This is a genomic window from Isoptericola sediminis (assembly GCF_013085345.1).
GTDB lineage: Bacteria > Actinomycetota > Actinomycetes > Actinomycetales > Cellulomonadaceae > Isoptericola > Isoptericola sediminis.
Genome location: NZ_JABFAJ010000003.1, coordinates 141977 through 159319 on the forward strand (window position 1 = coordinate 141977; position 17343 = coordinate 159319).

15 protein-coding genes are annotated in these 17343 nt (G+C 72.3%); 11 read left to right on the top strand and 4 right to left on the bottom strand.

Annotated features, from left to right (window positions below):
• Window positions 1-2 precede the first annotated feature (2 nt).
• From uvrA to HLI28_RS01375, 11 genes are all read left to right on the top strand, one after another.
• A complete protein-coding gene (gene uvrA / locus HLI28_RS01325; protein ID WP_171245691.1) occupies window positions 3-2951 on the top strand; it encodes an excinuclease ABC subunit UvrA in 2949 nt (982 codons plus the stop codon).
• A gap of 17 nt (window positions 2952-2968) precedes the next feature.
• Window positions 2969-3478: an OsmC family protein gene (locus HLI28_RS01330; RefSeq protein WP_171245692.1), complete on the top strand. Its 510-nt coding sequence runs from the start codon at window positions 2969-2971 to the stop codon at window positions 3476-3478.
• Between the two features lie 34 nt (window positions 3479-3512).
• A complete protein-coding gene (uvrC, locus tag HLI28_RS01335; RefSeq protein ID WP_171245693.1) occupies window positions 3513-5534 on the top strand; it encodes an excinuclease ABC subunit UvrC in 2022 nt (673 codons plus the stop codon).
• 16 nt (window positions 5535-5550) lie between these two features.
• On the top strand, window positions 5551-6486 hold the full coding sequence (gene rapZ / locus HLI28_RS01340) for an RNase adapter RapZ (RefSeq protein WP_171245694.1): 936 nt from the start codon (window positions 5551-5553) through the stop codon (window positions 6484-6486).
• Window positions 6487-6516: 30 nt separating this feature from the next.
• Window positions 6517-7476 carry a gluconeogenesis factor YvcK family protein gene (locus tag HLI28_RS01345; RefSeq protein WP_171245695.1) on the top strand — a complete coding sequence of 320 codons (960 nt, stop codon included), beginning with the start codon at window positions 6517-6519 and terminating at the stop codon, window positions 7474-7476.
• A gap of 4 nt (window positions 7477-7480) precedes the next feature.
• On the top strand, window positions 7481-8461 hold the full coding sequence (gene whiA / locus HLI28_RS01350; protein ID WP_171245696.1) for a DNA-binding protein WhiA: 981 nt from the start codon (window positions 7481-7483) through the stop codon (window positions 8459-8461).
• Window positions 8462-8703: 242 nt separating this feature from the next.
• Window positions 8704-9708, top strand: coding sequence for a type I glyceraldehyde-3-phosphate dehydrogenase (gap, locus tag HLI28_RS01355; RefSeq protein ID WP_171245697.1), 1005 nt, complete (start codon window positions 8704-8706; stop codon window positions 9706-9708).
• Between the two features lie 139 nt (window positions 9709-9847).
• Window positions 9848-11047 carry a phosphoglycerate kinase gene (locus HLI28_RS01360; RefSeq protein ID WP_171245698.1) on the top strand — a complete coding sequence of 400 codons (1200 nt, stop codon included), beginning with the start codon at window positions 9848-9850 and terminating at the stop codon, window positions 11045-11047.
• 88 nt (window positions 11048-11135) lie between these two features.
• Window positions 11136-11903, top strand: a complete 768-nt coding sequence (tpiA, locus tag HLI28_RS01365) for a triose-phosphate isomerase (protein WP_216077267.1) — start codon at window positions 11136-11138, stop codon at window positions 11901-11903.
• A gap of 169 nt (window positions 11904-12072) precedes the next feature.
• Window positions 12073-12318, top strand: a complete 246-nt coding sequence (gene secG / locus HLI28_RS01370; RefSeq protein WP_171245700.1) for a preprotein translocase subunit SecG — start codon at window positions 12073-12075, stop codon at window positions 12316-12318.
• A gap of 106 nt (window positions 12319-12424) precedes the next feature.
• Window positions 12425-12790, top strand: a complete 366-nt coding sequence (locus tag HLI28_RS01375) for an RNA polymerase-binding protein RbpA (protein ID WP_171245701.1) — start codon at window positions 12425-12427, stop codon at window positions 12788-12790.
• 87 nt (window positions 12791-12877) lie between these two features.
• Here the strand turns inward: HLI28_RS01375 and pgl are convergent, their stop codons facing one another.
• Genes pgl through tal form a run of 4 tightly spaced genes read right to left on the bottom strand, consistent with a single transcriptional unit; the run spans window position 12878 to window position 17313 of the window.
• Window positions 12878-13639: a 6-phosphogluconolactonase gene (gene pgl / locus HLI28_RS01380; RefSeq protein WP_171245702.1), complete on the bottom strand. Its 762-nt coding sequence runs from the start codon at window positions 13637-13639 to the stop codon at window positions 12878-12880.
• On the bottom strand, window positions 13636-14571 hold the full coding sequence (gene opcA / locus HLI28_RS01385; protein WP_171245703.1) for a glucose-6-phosphate dehydrogenase assembly protein OpcA: 936 nt from the start codon (window positions 14569-14571) through the stop codon (window positions 13636-13638). The genes pgl and opcA overlap by 4 nt, the downstream gene beginning before the upstream one ends.
• A gap of 28 nt (window positions 14572-14599) precedes the next feature.
• A complete protein-coding gene (gene zwf, locus HLI28_RS01390) occupies window positions 14600-16141 on the bottom strand; it encodes a glucose-6-phosphate dehydrogenase (protein WP_171245704.1) in 1542 nt (513 codons plus the stop codon).
• A gap of 50 nt (window positions 16142-16191) precedes the next feature.
• Window positions 16192-17313: a transaldolase gene (gene tal, locus HLI28_RS01395; protein WP_171245705.1), complete on the bottom strand. Its 1122-nt coding sequence runs from the start codon at window positions 17311-17313 to the stop codon at window positions 16192-16194.
• Window positions 17314-17343: the final 30 nt, after the last annotated feature.

Below are 17343 nucleotides of genomic sequence, written 5' to 3' on the forward strand. Positions count from 1 at the left end.
CGGTGAGCAATCACCTCGTCGTCTCCGGTGCCCGTGAGCACAACCTGCGCAACGTCGACCTCGACCTGCCGCGCGACCGGCTCATCGTGTTCACGGGCCTGAGCGGGTCGGGCAAGTCCTCGCTCGCGTTCGACACGATCTTCGCCGAGGGGCAGCGCCGCTACGTCGAGTCCCTGTCGGCCTACGCGCGCCAGTTCCTCGGCCAGATGGACAAGCCCGACGTCGACTTCATCGAGGGCCTCAGCCCGGCGGTGTCCATCGACCAGAAGTCCACCAACCGCAACCCGCGGTCGACCGTCGGGACGATCACGGAGGTCTACGACTACCTCCGGCTGCTCTTCGCCCGGGCCGGCACGCAGCACTGCCCGGTGTGCGACGAGCCGGTCCAGGCCCAGACGCCGCAGCAGATCGTGGACAAGATCCTCGAGCTGCCCGAGGGGACGCGGTACCAGGTGCTGGCGCCGGTGGTGCGCGGCCGCAAGGGCGAGTACACCGAGCTCTTCGGCGAGCTGCAGGCCCAGGGTTTCGCGCGGGCCCGTGTCGACGGCGAGGTCGTGCAGCTCACCACGCCCCCGAGCCTGGAGAAGAACCTCAAGCACGACATCGAGGTGGTCGTCGACCGCCTCGTGGCGCGCGACGGCGTCCAGCGGCGCCTGACGGACTCCGTGGAGACCGCGCTCGGCCTGGCCGGCGGCCTCGTCATGATCGAGCTCGTCGACGCGGACGTGGACGACCTGGACCGCGTCCGCAAGTACTCCGAGAAGCGTGCGTGCCCGAACGACCACCCCCTGAGCCTCGACGAGATCGAGCCGCGGACCTTCTCCTTCAACGCCCCCTACGGCGCCTGCCCGGAGTGCACGGGCATCGGGTTCCGGCTCGAGGTGGACCCCGAGCTGGTCGTCCCGGACCCGGAGAAGACCCTGCGCGAGGGCGCCGTCGTGCCCTGGGCCCAGACGTCGTCGGAGTACTTCGAACGGGTCCTGGCGGCCCTCGCCGAGGAGATGGCCTTCTCCCTGGACGTGCCGTGGCGTGCCCTGCCGCAGCGTGCCCGCACGGCCGTCCTGCACGGGCGCAACCACAAGGTGCACGTGCGGTACCGCAACCGGTGGGGGCGCGAGCGGCAGTACTCGACCGGGTTCGAGGGAGCCGTCACGTTCATCGAACGCCGACACTCCGAGACGGAGTCGGACTGGTCGAAGGAACGCTACGAGGCCTTCATGCGCCAGGTGCCGTGCCCCACGTGCCAGGGGGCCCGCCTCAAGCCGGAGGTGCTGGCCGTCCGGGTGGGCTCCAAGTCGATCTGGGACGTGTCCCGCCTGCCGATCGCGGACGCGAAGGAGTACCTGGACGCCCTCGAGCTGGGCGAGCGCGAGCGGGCCATCGCCGGCGAGGTGCTCAAGGAGATCCACGCCCGGCTCGGGTTCCTGCTCGACGTCGGTCTGCACTACCTCACGCTCGAACGGGCGGCCGGCACGCTCTCCGGCGGCGAGGCGCAACGGATCCGCCTGGCGACCCAGATCGGCTCCGGCCTGGTCGGGGTGCTCTACGTGCTCGACGAGCCGAGCATCGGGCTGCACCAGCGCGACAACCGCCGGCTGATCGACACGCTCACCCGTCTGCGGGACCTGGGCAACACGCTGATCGTGGTGGAGCACGACGAGGACACCATCCGCTCGGCCGACTGGATCGTCGACGTCGGTCCGGGCGCGGGGGAGCACGGTGGTCAGGTCGTGCACTCCGGCGACTACGCCGGTCTGCTGGCGACCGAGGCGTCGATGACGGGCGCCTACCTGTCCGGCCGGCGTTCCATCGCGCTGCCGACGACGCGCCGCGGTGTCGACCCGGCGCGCCAGCTGACCGTCGTCGGTGCCCGCGAGAACAACCTGCGCGACATCGACGTGAGCTTCCCCCTGGGTGTCTTCACCGCGATCACCGGGGTCTCGGGTTCGGGCAAGTCGACGCTGGTGAACTCGATCCTGCACACGGTGCTGGCGAACGAGCTCAACGGGGCCCGGCAGGTCGCCGGCCGCCACACGCGGGTCACCGGCACCGACGACCTGGACAAGGTCGTGCACGTCGACCAGGGGCCGATCGGCCGCACCCCGCGGTCGAACCCGGCCACCTACACCGGGGTCTGGGACCGGATCCGCAAGATCTTCGCCGAGACCGAGGAGGCCAAGGTCCGCGGGTACGGGCCGGGCCGGTTCTCCTTCAACGTCAAGGGCGGGCGGTGCGAGGCGTGCTCCGGCGACGGGACGCTGAAGATCGAGATGAACTTCCTGCCGGACGTCTACGTCCCGTGCGAGGTCTGCCACGGCGCGCGGTACAACCGCGAGACGCTGGAGGTGCACTTCAAGGGGAAGACGGTCGCGGACGTCCTCGACATGCCGATCGAGGAGGCCGCCGAGTTCTTCGCCGCGTTCCCGGCGATCTCGCGCCACCTGACCACGCTGGTCGAGGTGGGTCTCGGCTACGTGCGGCTGGGCCAGCCGGCGCCCACGCTGTCGGGCGGGGAGGCCCAGCGGGTCAAGCTCGCCAGCGAGCTGCAGAAGCGGTCCACGGGGCGCACCGTGTACGTGCTCGACGAGCCGACCACCGGCCTGCACTTCGAGGACATCCGGCGCCTGCTGTCCGTGCTGCAGTCGCTCGTCGACAAGGGCAACACGGTGCTGGTCATCGAGCACAACCTCGACGTCGTCAAGAGCGCGGACTGGATCATCGACATGGGGCCCGAGGGCGGCTCCGGCGGTGGCCTCGTCGTGGCCGAGGGCACGCCGGAGCAGGTCGCCGCGGTCGAGGGGAGCCACACCGGACGCTTCCTCGCGGAGGTGCTCGACGCGCACCCCGACGTCCCGGTCGAACCCCCGGCGCAGGTCCCGGCGGCGACCCGGCCCGCCGGTCGGCGACGCAGGACGACCAAGGCGCGCGCGACCAAGCACGACGCCGCCTGAGGCTCTACCGTGTCGCCATGGGAGCCCACCACGAGTACTCCGTGACCGTCCGCTGGCCCGCGACGGGGGTCGAACCCGGCAGCGCTGCCGGGGCGACGACGTCCTACGCCGCCTACACGCGCGACCACGACGTCGCGCTGCCGGGGCGGCCCGTGCTGCCGGGCAGCGCCGATCCCTCGTTCCGGGGCGACCCCGCCCGCTACGGGCCGGAGGACCTGTTCGTGGCGAGCCTGTCGCAGTGCCACATGCTGTGGTTCCTGCACCTGGCGGCCGAACGAGGGGTCGTCGTGCACGAGTACAGCGACGCGGCGACCGGGACGATGCGCGTGGAGTCGCGCGGCGAGGGGCAGTTCACCGACGTGACCCTGCACCCGCGTGTCGTGGCCGCCCCGGGCGGGAGCGCCACCGAGGAGGTCGTCGCGGAGCTGCACCAGCGGGCGCACGCGCTGTGCTTCCTGTCCCGCAGCGTGAACTTCCCGGTGCTGGTCGAGCCGACGCCCCTGCACGTGGTCGACCCCGCGGCCTGAGGGCCGCGTCGGTGCCCTGACCTAGTCTGGGCCCATGGCCGACCCAGCGACCTACCGCCCGCGTGCGGGCGAGATCCCGACCTCCCCGGGGGTGTACCGCTTCCGCGACCCGCACGGCCGCGTGATCTACGTCGGCAAGGCGAAGAACCTGCGTCAGCGGCTGTCGAGCTACTTCCAGGACGTCGCCAACCTGCACCACCGCACCCAGCGGATGGTGACGACGGCGGCGTCCGTCGAGTGGACGGTCGTCGGCACCGAGGTCGAGGCGCTCGCCCTGGAGTACTCGTGGATCAAGGAGTACGACCCCCGGTTCAACGTCAAGTACCGCGACGACAAGTCCTACCCCTACCTGGCCGTCACGATGGGGGAGGAGATCCCCCGGGCCCAGGTCATGCGCGGCACCAAGCGGCGCGGCACGCGCTACTTCGGCCCCTACGGCCACGCCTGGGCGATCCGCGAGACCCTCGACCTGCTGCTTCGCGTCTTCCCGGTCCGCACCTGCTCGTCGGGGGTGTACCGCCGTGCCCAGCAATCGGGTCGCCCGTGCCTGCTCGGCTACATCGACAAGTGCTCGGCCCCGTGCGTCGGCCGGATCAGCCCGGAGGACCACCGCGACCTGGCCCGCGACCTGTGCGACTTCATGGCCGGTGACACCGGCCGGTTCGTCCGCCGCCTGGAGAAGGAGATGGCCCGGGCGGCCCAGGACCTCGAGTACGAGCAGGCCGCCCGGCTGCGGGACGACCTGGCGGCGCTGCGGCGCGTCACGGAGAAGAACGCCGTCGTGCTCTCCGACGCCACCGACGCTGACGTCTTCGCCCTGGTCGGCGACGAGCTCGAGGCCGCCGTGCAAGTGTTCCACGTCCGCGGGGGCCGCATCCGCGGGCAGCGTGGCTGGGTCGTGGAGAAGGTCGAGGACGTGACCGACGGCGAGCTCGTCGAGCACCTCCTGCAGCAGGTCTACGGCGTCGTGGACGACGTCCGCGACCGTGACCTGGAGCCGGAGCAGGCACGCGCCGCCACCCGGGACGCGGTCCCGCGCGAGGTCCTGGTCCCGGTCCTGCCGCCCGACCTGGACGAGGTGACGACCTGGTTGTCCGGGCTGCGTGGGGCCAAGGTGGACGTCCGGGTGCCCCAGCGCGGGGACAAGCGGGAGCTCGCCGCGACGGTGCGCACGAACGCCGAGCAGGCGCTGGCGCTGCACCGCACCCGACGGGCCGGGGACCTGACCACGCGCAGCCAGGCCCTCGCCGAGCTCCAGGACGCGCTCGGCCTGGACGAGGCGCCGCTGCGCATCGAGTGCTACGACGTGTCCCACACCCAGGGCAGCTACCAGTCCGCCTCGATGGTCGTCTTCGAGGACGGGCTGCCCCGCAAGAGCGAGTACCGCACCTTCTCCGTGCGCGGCCCGTCCGGGGACGGCGCCGCCGACGACACCGCGGCGATGCACGAGGTGATCAGCCGGCGCTTCAAGCGCTACCTCGCCGACCGGCACGCGTCCGGGGAGGCCGACGGCTCCGGCCCGGTCGGTGCCGAGACGGACCCCGAGGAGCGCCGACGGTTCGCCTACCCGCCCAACCTCGTGGTCGTCGACGGCGGCCCGCCCCAGGTGGCGGCCGCGGCCCGGGCCCTGGAGGAGCTGGGGGTGACCGACGTGGCGCTGTGCGGCCTGGCCAAGCGGCTCGAGGAGGTCTGGGTGCCCGGCGACGACTACCCGGTCATCCTCGAGCGCGCCTCCCAGGGGCTCTACCTGCTGCAACGCGTGCGCGACGAGGCCCACCGGTTCGCGATCGCGCAGCACCGCAAACGTCGCAGCAAGGGGATGGTGTCCTCGGTGCTGGACGAGGTGCCCGGGCTCGGTCCGGCGCGGCAGCAGGCGCTGCTGGACGCCTTCGGGTCGGTCAAGCGCCTGCGGGCCGCCACCGTCGAGCAGGTCGCCGAGGTCAAGGGGATGGGACCGGCGACCGCCCGGGCGGTCGTCGAGGCCCTGGCCGGCGGTGCCGCCGACGCCACGCCGCCGTCCGCGGCGGAGAGTCCGGACGCCGCACCGGTGTCATGACTGGCATGCTGTGTCCATGAGCGAACCGTCGCCCATCACCGTCCCGCAGGGCATCCCCGAGATCGAGGCCGCGACCCCGGCGCCGAAGCGCGCCGACCCGGAGGTGCTGATCATCACCGGCATGTCCGGCGCCGGGCGCACCCGGGCCGCCGGAGTCCTGGAGGACCTGGACTGGTTCGTCGTGGACAACCTGCCGCCGATGATGATCGTGCCGCTGGTGGACATGATGACCAAGGCCGGTTCGTCCGTGGAGCGCCTGGCGGTCGTCGTCGACGTCCGGGGCCGGGAGTACTTCGGCGAGCTCGCCCAGGCGCTGCAGCACCTCCACGACAGCGGCGTGACGCACCGGATCCTCTTCCTCGACGCCCGTGACGACGTGCTCGTGCGCCGCTACGAGAGCGTGCGGCGCCCGCACCCGCTCCAGGGCGACGGCCGCATCCTCGACGGTATCGAGGCCGAGCGCCGGATCCTGGCCTCGCTGGCCGAACGCGCCGACGTCGTCGTGGACACCTCCGAGCTGTCGGTGCACGACCTGGCCAAGGAGGTCCGCGACACGGTGGCGGCGGGCGCCGCCGACTCGCTCCGGGTGAACGTCGTGGCGTTCGGCTTCAAGTACGGCCTGCCGCTGGACGCCGACCACGTCGTGGACGTGCGCTTCCTGGCGAACCCGTACTGGATCACCGAGCTGCGCCACCTGACCGGTCAGGACGAGGCCGTGCGCCAGTACGTGCTCGGCCGCCCCGGCGCGAAGGAGTTCATCGACCGCTACGTCGCCGCCCTGGAACCGGTGCTGGCGGGCTACCTGGCCGAGGAGAAGCGCTACGTGACGATCGCCGTGGGCTGCACGGGCGGCAAGCACCGGTCGGTCGCGATCGCCGGGGAGATCGCCGACCGCCTGCGACGGGACGGTCAGCGGGTGACGGTCACGACCCGTGACCTCGGGAAGGAGTAGACCCTGTCCTCCACGACGCACGGTCGGCCGGTGACGCCCGACCGGGAGGAGTCGTCCGGCGGCCCCGCGGTGACGGCGCTCGGCGGCGGGCACGGACTCTCGGCCAGCCTGGGCGCGCTGCGGCTGCTGACCGAACGCCTGACGGCGGTGGTGACGGTGGCCGACGACGGCGGGTCCTCCGGCCGGTTGCGCCAGGAGCTCGGCGTCGTGCCACCGGGCGACCTCCGGATGGCGCTCGCGGCCCTGTGCGACGACTCCGAGTGGGGCCGCACCTGGAGCGGGCTGCTCCAGCACCGGTTCGCCTCCGACGGTGAGCTCGACGGGCACGCGATGGGCAACCTGCTCATCGCGGCGCTGTGGCAGCGCCTGGGCAACACCGTGGAGGGCCTGGACTGGGTGGGCCGGCTGCTCGGTGCGCGGGGCCGCGTGCTGCCCATGTCGTCGGTGCCGCTCGTGGTCGAGGCCGACGTCTCCGACGGCGACGTGTGCTCCACGGTCGTGGGCCAGAGCCGTGTCGCCGTCACGGACGCGCTGGTCGAACAGCTCCGGCTCGTCCCCTCCGACCCTCCGGCCTGCCCGGAGGCCGTCCGTGCGGTGCTGGACGCCGACTGGGTCGTCATGGGGCCGGGCTCCTGGTACTCCTCGGTGCTCGTGCACCTGCTGGTGCCCGAGCTCGCCGCGGCCCTGCACAGGACCACGGCCCGGCGCTGCGTGACGCTGAACCTCAGCGCCGAGCGCGGCGAGACCCACGGGCTGTCGGCCTCGCAGCATCTCGAGGCCCTGAGCAAGCACGCCCCGGGTCTGCGCGTGGACGCGGTGCTGGCCGACCCGTCCCAGGTGGACGACCGCGGCGACCTGGAGCGGACGGCCGCCGACCTGGGTGCCCGCCTCGTGATCAGGCAGGTCGGCCGGGGTGACGGCACCTCGCGGCACGACCCGTTGCGGCTGGCCGCGGCCTACCACGACGTCTTCGAGGGCGTGGCAGGATGACGCCATGGCGCTCACGGCAGAGGTGAAGGACGAGCTGGTACGGCACCGGGTGACGCGGACGTCGTGCCGCAAGGCCGAGGTGTCGGCGATGCTCCGGTTCTCCGGAGGTCTGCACATCATCTCCGGCCGGGTCGTCATCGAGGCGGAGCTCGACGGCGAGTTGGTGGCGGCGCGGCTGCGCCGGGCGATCGTGGACCTCTACGGGCACCAGAGCGAGCTCATCGTGGTCAAGGCGGGCGGCCTGCGCAAGAACGACCGGTTCGTGGTCCGGGTGGTGCGCGACGGCGAGTCCCTGGCGCGACAGACGGGTCTGCTCGACGCCCGGGGCCGTCCGGTCCGCGGTCTGGCGCCCGAGGTCGTCTCCAGCGGGACCGACGAGGCCGAGGCCGTCTGGCGGGGAGCGTTCCTCGCGCACGGCTCGCTGACCGAGCCGGGCCGGTCGATGGCGCTCGAGGTCACCTGTCCCGGCCCGGAGGCCGCGCTCGCCCTGGTGGGTGCCGCGCGACGCCTGGGCATCCAGGCGAAGTCCCGCGAGGTCCGCGGCATCGACCGGGTCGTGGTGCGCGACGGCGAGGCGATCGGGGAGATGCTGCGGCGCATGGGAGCGCCCGCGACCCGGGACGTGTGGGAGGACCGCCGCGCCCGACGGGAGGTCCGGGGGACGGCCAACCGGCTGGCGAACTTCGACGACGCGAACCTGCGCCGTTCCGCCCGGGCGGCGGTGGCGGCCGGGGCCCGGGTGGAGCGTGCCTTCGAGATCCTCGGCGACGAGGTGCCCGACCACCTGCGCCAGGCCGGCGAGCTGCGGCTGTCGCACAAGCAGGCCTCGCTGGAGGAGCTGGGCCGGCTCGCGGAGCCCCAGCTCTCCAAGGACGCGGTGGCGGGCCGTATCCGCCGGCTGCTGTCCACGGCGGACAAGCGCGCCATGGAGCTGGGTATCCCCGACACCGAGGCCGGGCTGAGCGCGGACCTGCTGGACCTGTGACCCCGGCCAGGTGGTCGGCCCACCTGTCTCACGCTGCACCGAGGTCGGCGTCCGGCAACGGATGGGTATAGGCTCGGAGCCGTCAGGTGACGACGGTGTGACCCTGGAACTGTGCTCCTGGGACGACGCGTCGCGGGGCCCCCGGGGTGGCACCGAACTCATCAGCGCGCCATGTGCGCGCCAGTGATTGGCATCTACCGTGTGCGCCGGTCCAGATCCGGCGCGCCCTGAGGAGGGCTAACGTGACCATCCGCGTCGGCATCAACGGCTTCGGCCGCATCGGACGTAACTACTACCGGGCTCTCGTGGAGTCGGGTGCAGACATCGAGGTCGTCGGCGTCAACGACCTCACCGACAACAAGACGCTCGCCCACCTGCTCAAGTACGACACCGTGCTGGGCCGGTTCGGCAAGACGGTCGAGTTCGACGACGACCACATCATCGTCGGCGGCACCAAGATCCGTGCTCTGGCGGAGCGCGACCCGGCGAACCTGCCGTGGGGCGAGCTGGGTGCGGACATCGTCATCGAGTCCACCGGCTTCTTCACCGACGCCACCAAGGCGAAGGCGCACATCGACGGCGGCGCGAAGAAGGTCATCATCTCCGCCCCGGCGAAGAACGAGGACGCGACCTTCGTCATGGGCGTCAACAGCGACCAGTACGACCCGGCCGCGCACCACGTGATCTCGAACGCCTCGTGCACGACGAACTGCCTCGCGCCGCTGGCCAAGGCCCTCAACGACTCGATCGGCATCGAGCGTGGCCTCATGACCACGATCCACGCCTACACCGGTGACCAGAACCTCCAGGACGGTCCGCACAAGGACCTGCGCCGTGCCCGTGCGGCCGCGCAGAACATCGTGCCGACCACGACGGGCGCCGCCAAGGCCGTCGCCCTGGTCCTGCCCGAGCTCAAGGGCAAGCTGGACGGCTACGCGCTGCGTGTGCCCACGATCACCGGTTCGGCGACCGACCTCACCTTCGAGACCCCCAAGGAGGTCTCGGTCGAGGAGGTCAACGCCGCGGTCAAGGCCGCTGCCGAGGGCCCGCTCAAGGGTGTGCTGTCCTACGTCGAGGACGACATCGTCTCCTCGGACATCGTCACGGACCCGCACCAGAGCATCTTCGACGCCAAGCTCACCAAGGTGATCGGCAACCAGGTCAAGGTCGTCTCCTGGTACGACAACGAGTGGGGCTACTCCAACTCCCTCGTCTCGCTGACCGAGCTGGTCGGCGGGAAGCTCTGACGAGCCGCACCACCCCGAGGTGACCACGACGTCCGCGGGTGCGCGGCCCGCCGTCCCAGGACGGCCGGGCCCGCGGACCCGCGGACGTCGTCGTGTCACCACCCTCCTCCCGACCCCGACCTGATCACGAGGTGAGCTCATGAAGACGATCGATTCGCTCGGCGACCTGCGCGGCCGGCGCGTCCTGGTCCGTTCCGACTTCAACGTGCCGCTGGACGGCACGACCATCACCGACGACGGCCGCATCCGTGCCGCGCTCCCGACGCTGAAGCGTCTGGCCGACGCCGGCGCCCGCGTCGTCGTCATGGCCCACCTGGGTCGGCCCAAGGGCACGCCGGACCCGGCGTTCTCCCTCGCCCCCGTGGCCGCCCGGCTCGGGGAGCTGCTCGGCCAGGACGTCGCCCTGGCGGGCGACCTGGTCGGGGAGTCCGCCCGGTCGACCGTGGAGGGCCTGGCCGACGGCCAGGTCGCGCTGCTCGAGAACGTCCGCTTCGACGCGCGCGAGACCTCCAAGGTCGACGCCGAGCGCCAGGAGCTGGCCGGCGAGCTGGCCGAGCTGGGTGACGCCTTCGTCTCCGACGGCTTCGGGGTCGTGCACCGCAAGCAGGCGTCCGTCTACGACATCGCCGAGCGCCTGCCGGCCGGCGCCGGCGAGCTCGTCCTGACCGAGGTGGAGTCCCTCTCCCGCGCCACGACCGACCCGGAGCGCCCGTACGCGGTCGTGCTCGGCGGGTCCAAGGTGTCGGACAAGCTGGGCGTCATCGCGAACCTGCTGACGAAGGCCGACCGGCTGCTCATCGGTGGCGGCATGGTGTTCACCTTCCTCGCGGCCCAGGGGCACTCGGTCGGTTCCTCGCTGCTGGAGAGCGACCAGATCGACACGGTCAAGGAGTACCTGGCCCAGGCGGAGGCCAACGGCGTCGAGATCGTGCTGCCGACCGACATCGTGGCGGCCGACTCGTTCGCGGCCGACGCGCCGCACGTCACGGTGGAGGCCGACGCGATCCCGGACGGCAAGATGGGCCTGGACATCGGCCCGGCGTCGGGCGAGCTGTTCGCCGCCAAGCTGGCGGACGCCCGGACCATCGCCTGGAACGGCCCGATGGGCGTCTTCGAGTTCGAGGCGTTCTCCGGCGGCACCCGCGCGGTGGCGCAGGGGATCGTGGACGCGACCGCACAGGGCGCGTTCTCGATCGTCGGGGGCGGTGACTCGGCGGCCGCCGTGCGCAAGCTCGGTTTCGACGAGGCCGGCTTCAGCCACATCTCCACCGGCGGCGGCGCGAGCCTCGAGCTCCTCGAGGGCAAGCAGCTGCCCGGTCTGACCGTCCTGGCCGACTGAACCGCGTCGACCTCCTGGCGGCGCGAGCCGCCCGACCCCATCCGCACGACAGAAGGACACGACTGTGGCCACGAACCGCACGCCGCTGATGGCGGGCAACTGGAAGATGAACCTGGACCACGCCGAGGCGATCGCCGCGGTCCAGAAGCTCGCCTGGACCCTCAAGGACGCCGGGCACGACTACTCCGCGGTGGAGGTGGCGGTGCTCGCGCCGTTCACCGACCTGCGGTCGGTGCAGACGCTCGTCGACGCCGACAAGCTGGACGTGCGCTACGGCGCCCAGGACCTCTCCCCGCACGCCTCGGGCGCCTACACGGGTGACGTGTCGGGTCCGATGCTGAAGCGTCTCGGCTGCACCTACGTCGCGATCGGTCATTCCGAGCGCCGCGAGCACCACGGCGAGGACGACGCGCTCGTCAACGCCAAGGTCAAGGCGGCCTTCGCGCAGCAGATCACCCCCGTGCTCTGCGTCGGCGAGGGGCTGGACGTGCGCGAGGCGGGCGACCAGGTCTCGTACACCCTGGCGCAGGTCGACGCGGCCCTGGAGGGTGTCCCGGCCGAGCAGGCCAAGGACGTCGTCGTCGCCTACGAGCCGGTGTGGGCGATCGGCACCGGCAAGGTCGCCACGCCGGAGGACGCCCAGGAGGTCTGCGGTGCCATCCGCGGCCGGCTCGCGGAGCTGTACGACGCCGAGCTCGCCGGCGGCGTGCGCGTGCTGTACGGCGGCTCGGTGAAGTCGGGCAACGTCGCGCAGATCATGGCCCAGCCGGACGTCGACGGCGCGCTCGTCGGCGGTGCCAGCCTGGACGCCGAGGAGTTCGCCAAGATCGTGCGGTACCAGTCGCACGTCGCCTGACCCGCCGGCACGGGACCGTGGGTCCTGTGCGGGCCGCGCCTCCCGTGGCGGTCGTGCCCCGGTCAAGACCGGGGTTCGCCACGGGAGGCGTTCGTCACTTAGTCTTGACCGCGCCGGGCAATCCCGGCGCCGACAGCCCGCCGAGAGGCGGCCGAGAGCCGAGGACACGATGTTCGCAGCGTTGACGATCTTCCTGAACGTGCTGCTGGTGCTCACCAGCGCCTTCCTGATCCTGCTCATCCTCATGCACAAGGGGAAGGGCGGGGGATTGTCCGACATGTTCGGGGGCGGGATCTCCAGCGGGGCGGGCAGCTCCGGCGTGGCCGAGCGCAACCTGAACCGCATCACGGTGGGTATCGCCGTCGTGTGGTCGGTGGTCGTGGTCCTGCTCGGGGTCGCCACACGCGTGAGCTGACGGTCGGACCGCCGGGGGAGCGGCGCCGGGCGGGTACGGGGGTGCCGCCGGGCACGAGGATCGTCCGCGGGGATCGGCCCCGCAGACTCGAAGGTGAGGACGACACGTGGCATCTGCCGGACATGCCATCCGCGGTTCGCGGGTCGGCGCAGGACCGATGGGAGAGCAGGAGCGCGGCGTCCCCGCGCCCCGGAACCAGGTCTCCTACTGGTGCCTCAACGGGCACGAGACGCGACCGAGTTTCGCGGCGCTGGAGGACATCGAGCCGCCGGAGCAGTGGGACTGCCCCCGCTGCGGGTTCCCGGCGGGTCAGGACCCCGCGAACCCGCCGGCGCCGTTGCGCAACGAGCCCTACAAGACGCACCTGGCCTACGTGAAGGAGCGCCGGTCGGACGAGGACGGGGCGGCGCTGCTCGAGGAGGCGCTGGAGACCCTTCGCGCCCGCCGGGAGACGAGCGCGTCACGGAACTGACGACCGCCCGCGGCGCGGTCGTCGCCGCTGACAAGCGGCGGGCGGGTCGGGCGACGTGACCGTGCGCCGATCCCGCCCGCCTGCCCGTCAGCCGCGCGCGGAGGCCGCCGCGGCGTCGAGCAGCCACAGCGTGCGGTGGTGTCCCACGGCACGCACGGCGGGGACCTCGGTCATCGGGCCGTCGGCCAGCGCCGCCGCGGCCTGCTCCGCCTTCTCGCTGCCGGCGGCGACGACCCAGACCTCCTCGGCCCGGCCGATCGCGGCGAAGGTCAGCGACACCCGCTCGGCGGGCGGCTTCGGCGAGCCGTGGACGCCGACCGTGTACCCGGGCGCCTCGAGGGCGTGGTGCTCCGGGAACAGCGAGGCGACGTGCCCGTCGGGTCCCATGCCGAGCAGCAGCACGTCGAAGTGTGGGGTCCCGTCCTCCTCGGCGTGAGCGGCGAGCTCGGCGGCGTAGGAGGTCGCGGCGTCCTCCGGCGTGGCGGCCTCGCCGGGTCCGTCGCCGCGGGCGGGGACGGCGTGGACGTTCTCCTCGCGCAGCCCGCTGCTCGCCACGAGGTCGTCGAGCAGCGCCTCGCGCGCCTGCGTCTCGTTGCGGTCGGCGTCGCCGGCCGGCAGGAACCTCTCGTCGCCCCACCACACGTGCACGCCGGACCAGTCCACGGCCGCCCGCAGCGGGCTGGCCGCCGCGGCGCGGAGCGTCTGTATGCCGACGGTGCCGCCGGTGAGGACGACGTGCGCCGGGCGGCGCACCGACTGGACGTCCAGCAGGCGGGTGAGCAGCCGCGCCGCGGCGGCCTCCGCCAGGACGTCGGGGTCGGGGTGGACGACGACGAGTCGGGTGCTCATGCTGCGGTCTCCTCCGTGGTCTCGACCTGGTCCAGAGCGTGCAGCACCTGGCCGTAGACCTCGTCCGGGTCGAGGCGCCGCAGCTCTTCGATGAGTGCCTCGGACAGCGACCGGATCGGCAGGGCGACCCGCCGCTCCGGTGTGCCCGGCTGGGTGATCGTCACGACACCGCCGTCCGGGCGGTCCAGGACGATCGGGCCGCTCTCCCGTTCCAGCACCACGCGGGTGATGGCGTGGTCGTCGCCGGTGCGCACCACGCTCGCGGGGCACTGCAGCTTGGCGCCGAGCCACGACGCCAGCAGGTCCAGGGACGTGTGCTGACGCTGGCCCTCGACGCGGACCGCCGTCACGGGCTCGTACGGCGGCTGGTCGACGGCGGCGGCGATGAGGCCGCGCCACAGGGTGACGCGGGCCCAGGCGAGGTCGGTGTCACCCTCGGTGAACGACGCGGCGAGGCGACCCAGCATGTCGCAGGGGTCGTCGGCCGTCGTGGTGTCGGTGATGCGACGCTGCGCCATGGCGCCCAGAGGGTCCTCGGCCGGGGCGTCGGGGCCGCCGGCCGGCCACCACACGACGATGGGGGCGTCGGGCAGCAGCAGCGGCATCACCAGGGTGTCGGGGTGCTCGCGCAGGGTGGTGGAGCACCGCAGCACGATCACCTCCGACGCCCCGGCGTCCCCGCCGACGCGGATCTCGGCGTCGACCCGGCCGTCGTGGCCGGGGGCCTCCAGCGGTGCGATGACCACCACGCGGCAGGGGTGCTCGTGGCTGGCCTCGTTGGCGGCCTCGACGGCGGACTCGATGTCCACCTCCTCGGCGACGACGACGAGGGTGAGCACACGGCCCAGCGCGACCGCGCCGCCCTCCTCGCGCAGGCTGTCGAGCCGCTTGCCGACCGCGTTCGTGCTGGTGTCCGGCATGTCGATGATCATCGGTTCGCTCCTTGGTCCGGCCGGCAGGTCAGGGTCGACGCCACGTGCGCCCGTCGCGGGCCATCATGGCGTCGGCCGACGGCGGCCCCCACGACCCGGCGGGGTAGGTGTCGGGCTTGCCCTGGCCCGCCCAGTGCTCGATCACCGGGTCGAGGATCTTCCAGGAGAGCTCGACCTCCTCGCGGGTGGGGAACAGCGGCGGGTCCCCGAGGAGGACGTCGAGGATGAGTCGCTCGTAGGCCTCGGGGGAGGACTCGGTGAAGGCGTGGCCGTAGCCGAAGTCCATCGTGACGTCGCGGACCTCCATGGCCGTGCCGGGCACCTTCGCGCCGAACCGGAGGGTCACGCCCTCGTCGGGCTGGACGCGGATCACGAGCGCGTTGGACCCCAGGTCCGAGGTCAGCGAGGACTCGAACGGCAGGTGCGGCGCCTTCTTGAACACCACCGCGACCTCGGTCACCCGGCGGCCGAGACGCTTGCCGGTGCGCAGGTAGAACGGCACGCCGGCCCACCGGCGGTTGTCGATGTCGAGACGGACCGCCGCGTAGGTCTCGGTCGTGGACTCGGGGTTGAACCCCTCCTCCTCGAGGAACCCGCGGACCTTCTCCCCGCCCTGCCAGGCGGAGGCGTACTGGCCCCGGGCGGTGTGCTGGGACAGGTCCTGCGGCAGCCGGACCGAGGACAGGGCCTTGATCTTCTCGGCCCGCAGCGCCCCCGCGTCGAAGTTCACCGGCTCCTCCATGGCCACCAGGGCGAGGAGCTGCAGCAGGTGGTTCTGGATGACGTCGCGGGCCGCGCCGACCCCGTCGTAGTAGCCGGCCCGGCCGCCGATGCCGATGTCCTCGGCCATCGTGATCTGCACGTGGTCGACGTAGTTGGAGCTCCACAGCGGCTCGAAGAGCTGGTTGGCGAACCGCAGCGCCAGGATGTTCTGGACCGTCTCCTTGCCGAGATAGTGGTCGATGCGGAACACCGACTCCTGCTCGAACACCTGGGAGACGACCGACTCGAGCTCCTGGGCGGAGGCCAGGTCGTGACCGAACGGCTTCTCGATCACCACCCGACGCCACGCGTCCTCGGCGGACTCGGACAGCCCGGACCGGGACAGCTGCTCGCACACGAGGGGGAACGCGCTGGGCGGGACCGACAGGTAGAACGCGTGGTTGCCGCCGGTACCCCGTTCGGCGTCGAGCGACTCGACCGTCCGGCGCAGCTCCTCGAACGCGGCGGGGTCGTCGAAGCTGCCCTGCACGAACCGGATGCCCTCGGAGAGCTGTCGCCAGGTGTCCTCGCGGAACGGCGTGCGGGCGTGCTCCTTGACGGCGTCGTGCACGATCTGGGCGAAGTCCTCGTCCTCCCAGTCGCGGCGGGCGAACCCGGTCAGCGCGAAGCCGGGCGGCAGCAGGCCCCGGTTGGCGAGGTCGTACACGGCCGGCATGAGCTTCTTGCGCGACAGGTCGCCCGTGACGCCGAAGATCACGAGGCCGCAGGGGCCGGCGATCCGGGGAAGTCTGAGGTCGAGCGGATCGCGCAGCGGGTTGTGCTCAGCGGTGATCTTGGCGGGTCTCACGGTGTCCCGTCCCTCTCGTGGGCCGATGGTGCGGTGCGGGCGCGACGGGTTCAGGAGCCCGCCGCGTCCAGTCCGGTCTTGGTGGTGGTGAGCAGCTCGTCCCAGCTCTTCTCGAACTTGGTCACGCCCTCGGCCTCCAGCTGCGCGGTCACCTCGTCCATGGAGACGCCCTGGGCCTCGATGGCGGCGATCGTCGCGGCGGCTGCGTCCGCGGTCCCGGTGACCGTGTCCTCCGGGATCTCGCCGTGGTCCGCCACGGCGTCGAGGGTCGCCTGCGGCATGGTGTTCACCACGCCGGGCGCCACGAGCTCGGTGACGTAGAGGGTGTCCGGGTAGTCGGGGTTCTTCACCCCGGTCGAGGCCCACAGCGGTCGCTGGGGGTGGGCGCCGGCCTGGCGCAGCGCCGTCCACCGGCCGGTGGAGTCCGCCTCGAAGACCTCCTGGTAGGCGGCGTAGGCGAGGCGGGCGTTGGCGATCGCGGCGGTGCCCTGCAGCGCCCGCGCCTCGTCGGTGCCGACCTTCTCCAGGGCGTCGTCGACCGCGGAGTCGACCCGGGAGACGAAGAACGAGGCGACCGAGCCGATGACCGACAGGTCGTGACCGTTCTCGCGGGCCTGCTCCAGCCCGGCGAGGAAGGCGTCCATGACGGCGCGGTAGCGCTCGATGGAGAAGATGAGGGTGACGTTGACGCTGATCCCGGCGGCGAGGGTCTCGGTGATGGCCGGCAGCCCCTCGACGGTGGCGGGGATCTTGATCATCACGTTGGGACGGTCGACCGTGCGCCACAGCCGCTTCGCCGTGTCGACCGTCGCGGCGGTGTCCCGCGCCAGGCGGGGGTCCACCTCGATCGAGACCCGGCCGTCGACCGTGCCGGTGCGGTCGTAGACGCCCCGCAGCACGTCGGCGGCGGCGCGCACGTCGTCGGTCGTGATCCGCTCGACGGCGGCCTCGACGTCGGTGCCCGCGAGGTCGGCGAGGGCAGCGTCGTAGGCGTCGCCCTCGGACAGCGCGCCGGCGAAGATCGTCGGGTTGGTCGTCACACCGACCACGTCGTGGGAGTCGACGAGCCCGGCGAGGTTGCCGGTGTCGAGCCGCTCGCGCGACAGGTCGTCGAGCCAGATCGAGACCCCGGCGGTGGAGAGTCGTTCGGTGGGTCGGTTCGTCTCGGGCACGTGCTTCTCCTCGGTCGTGTCGCTGTCGCA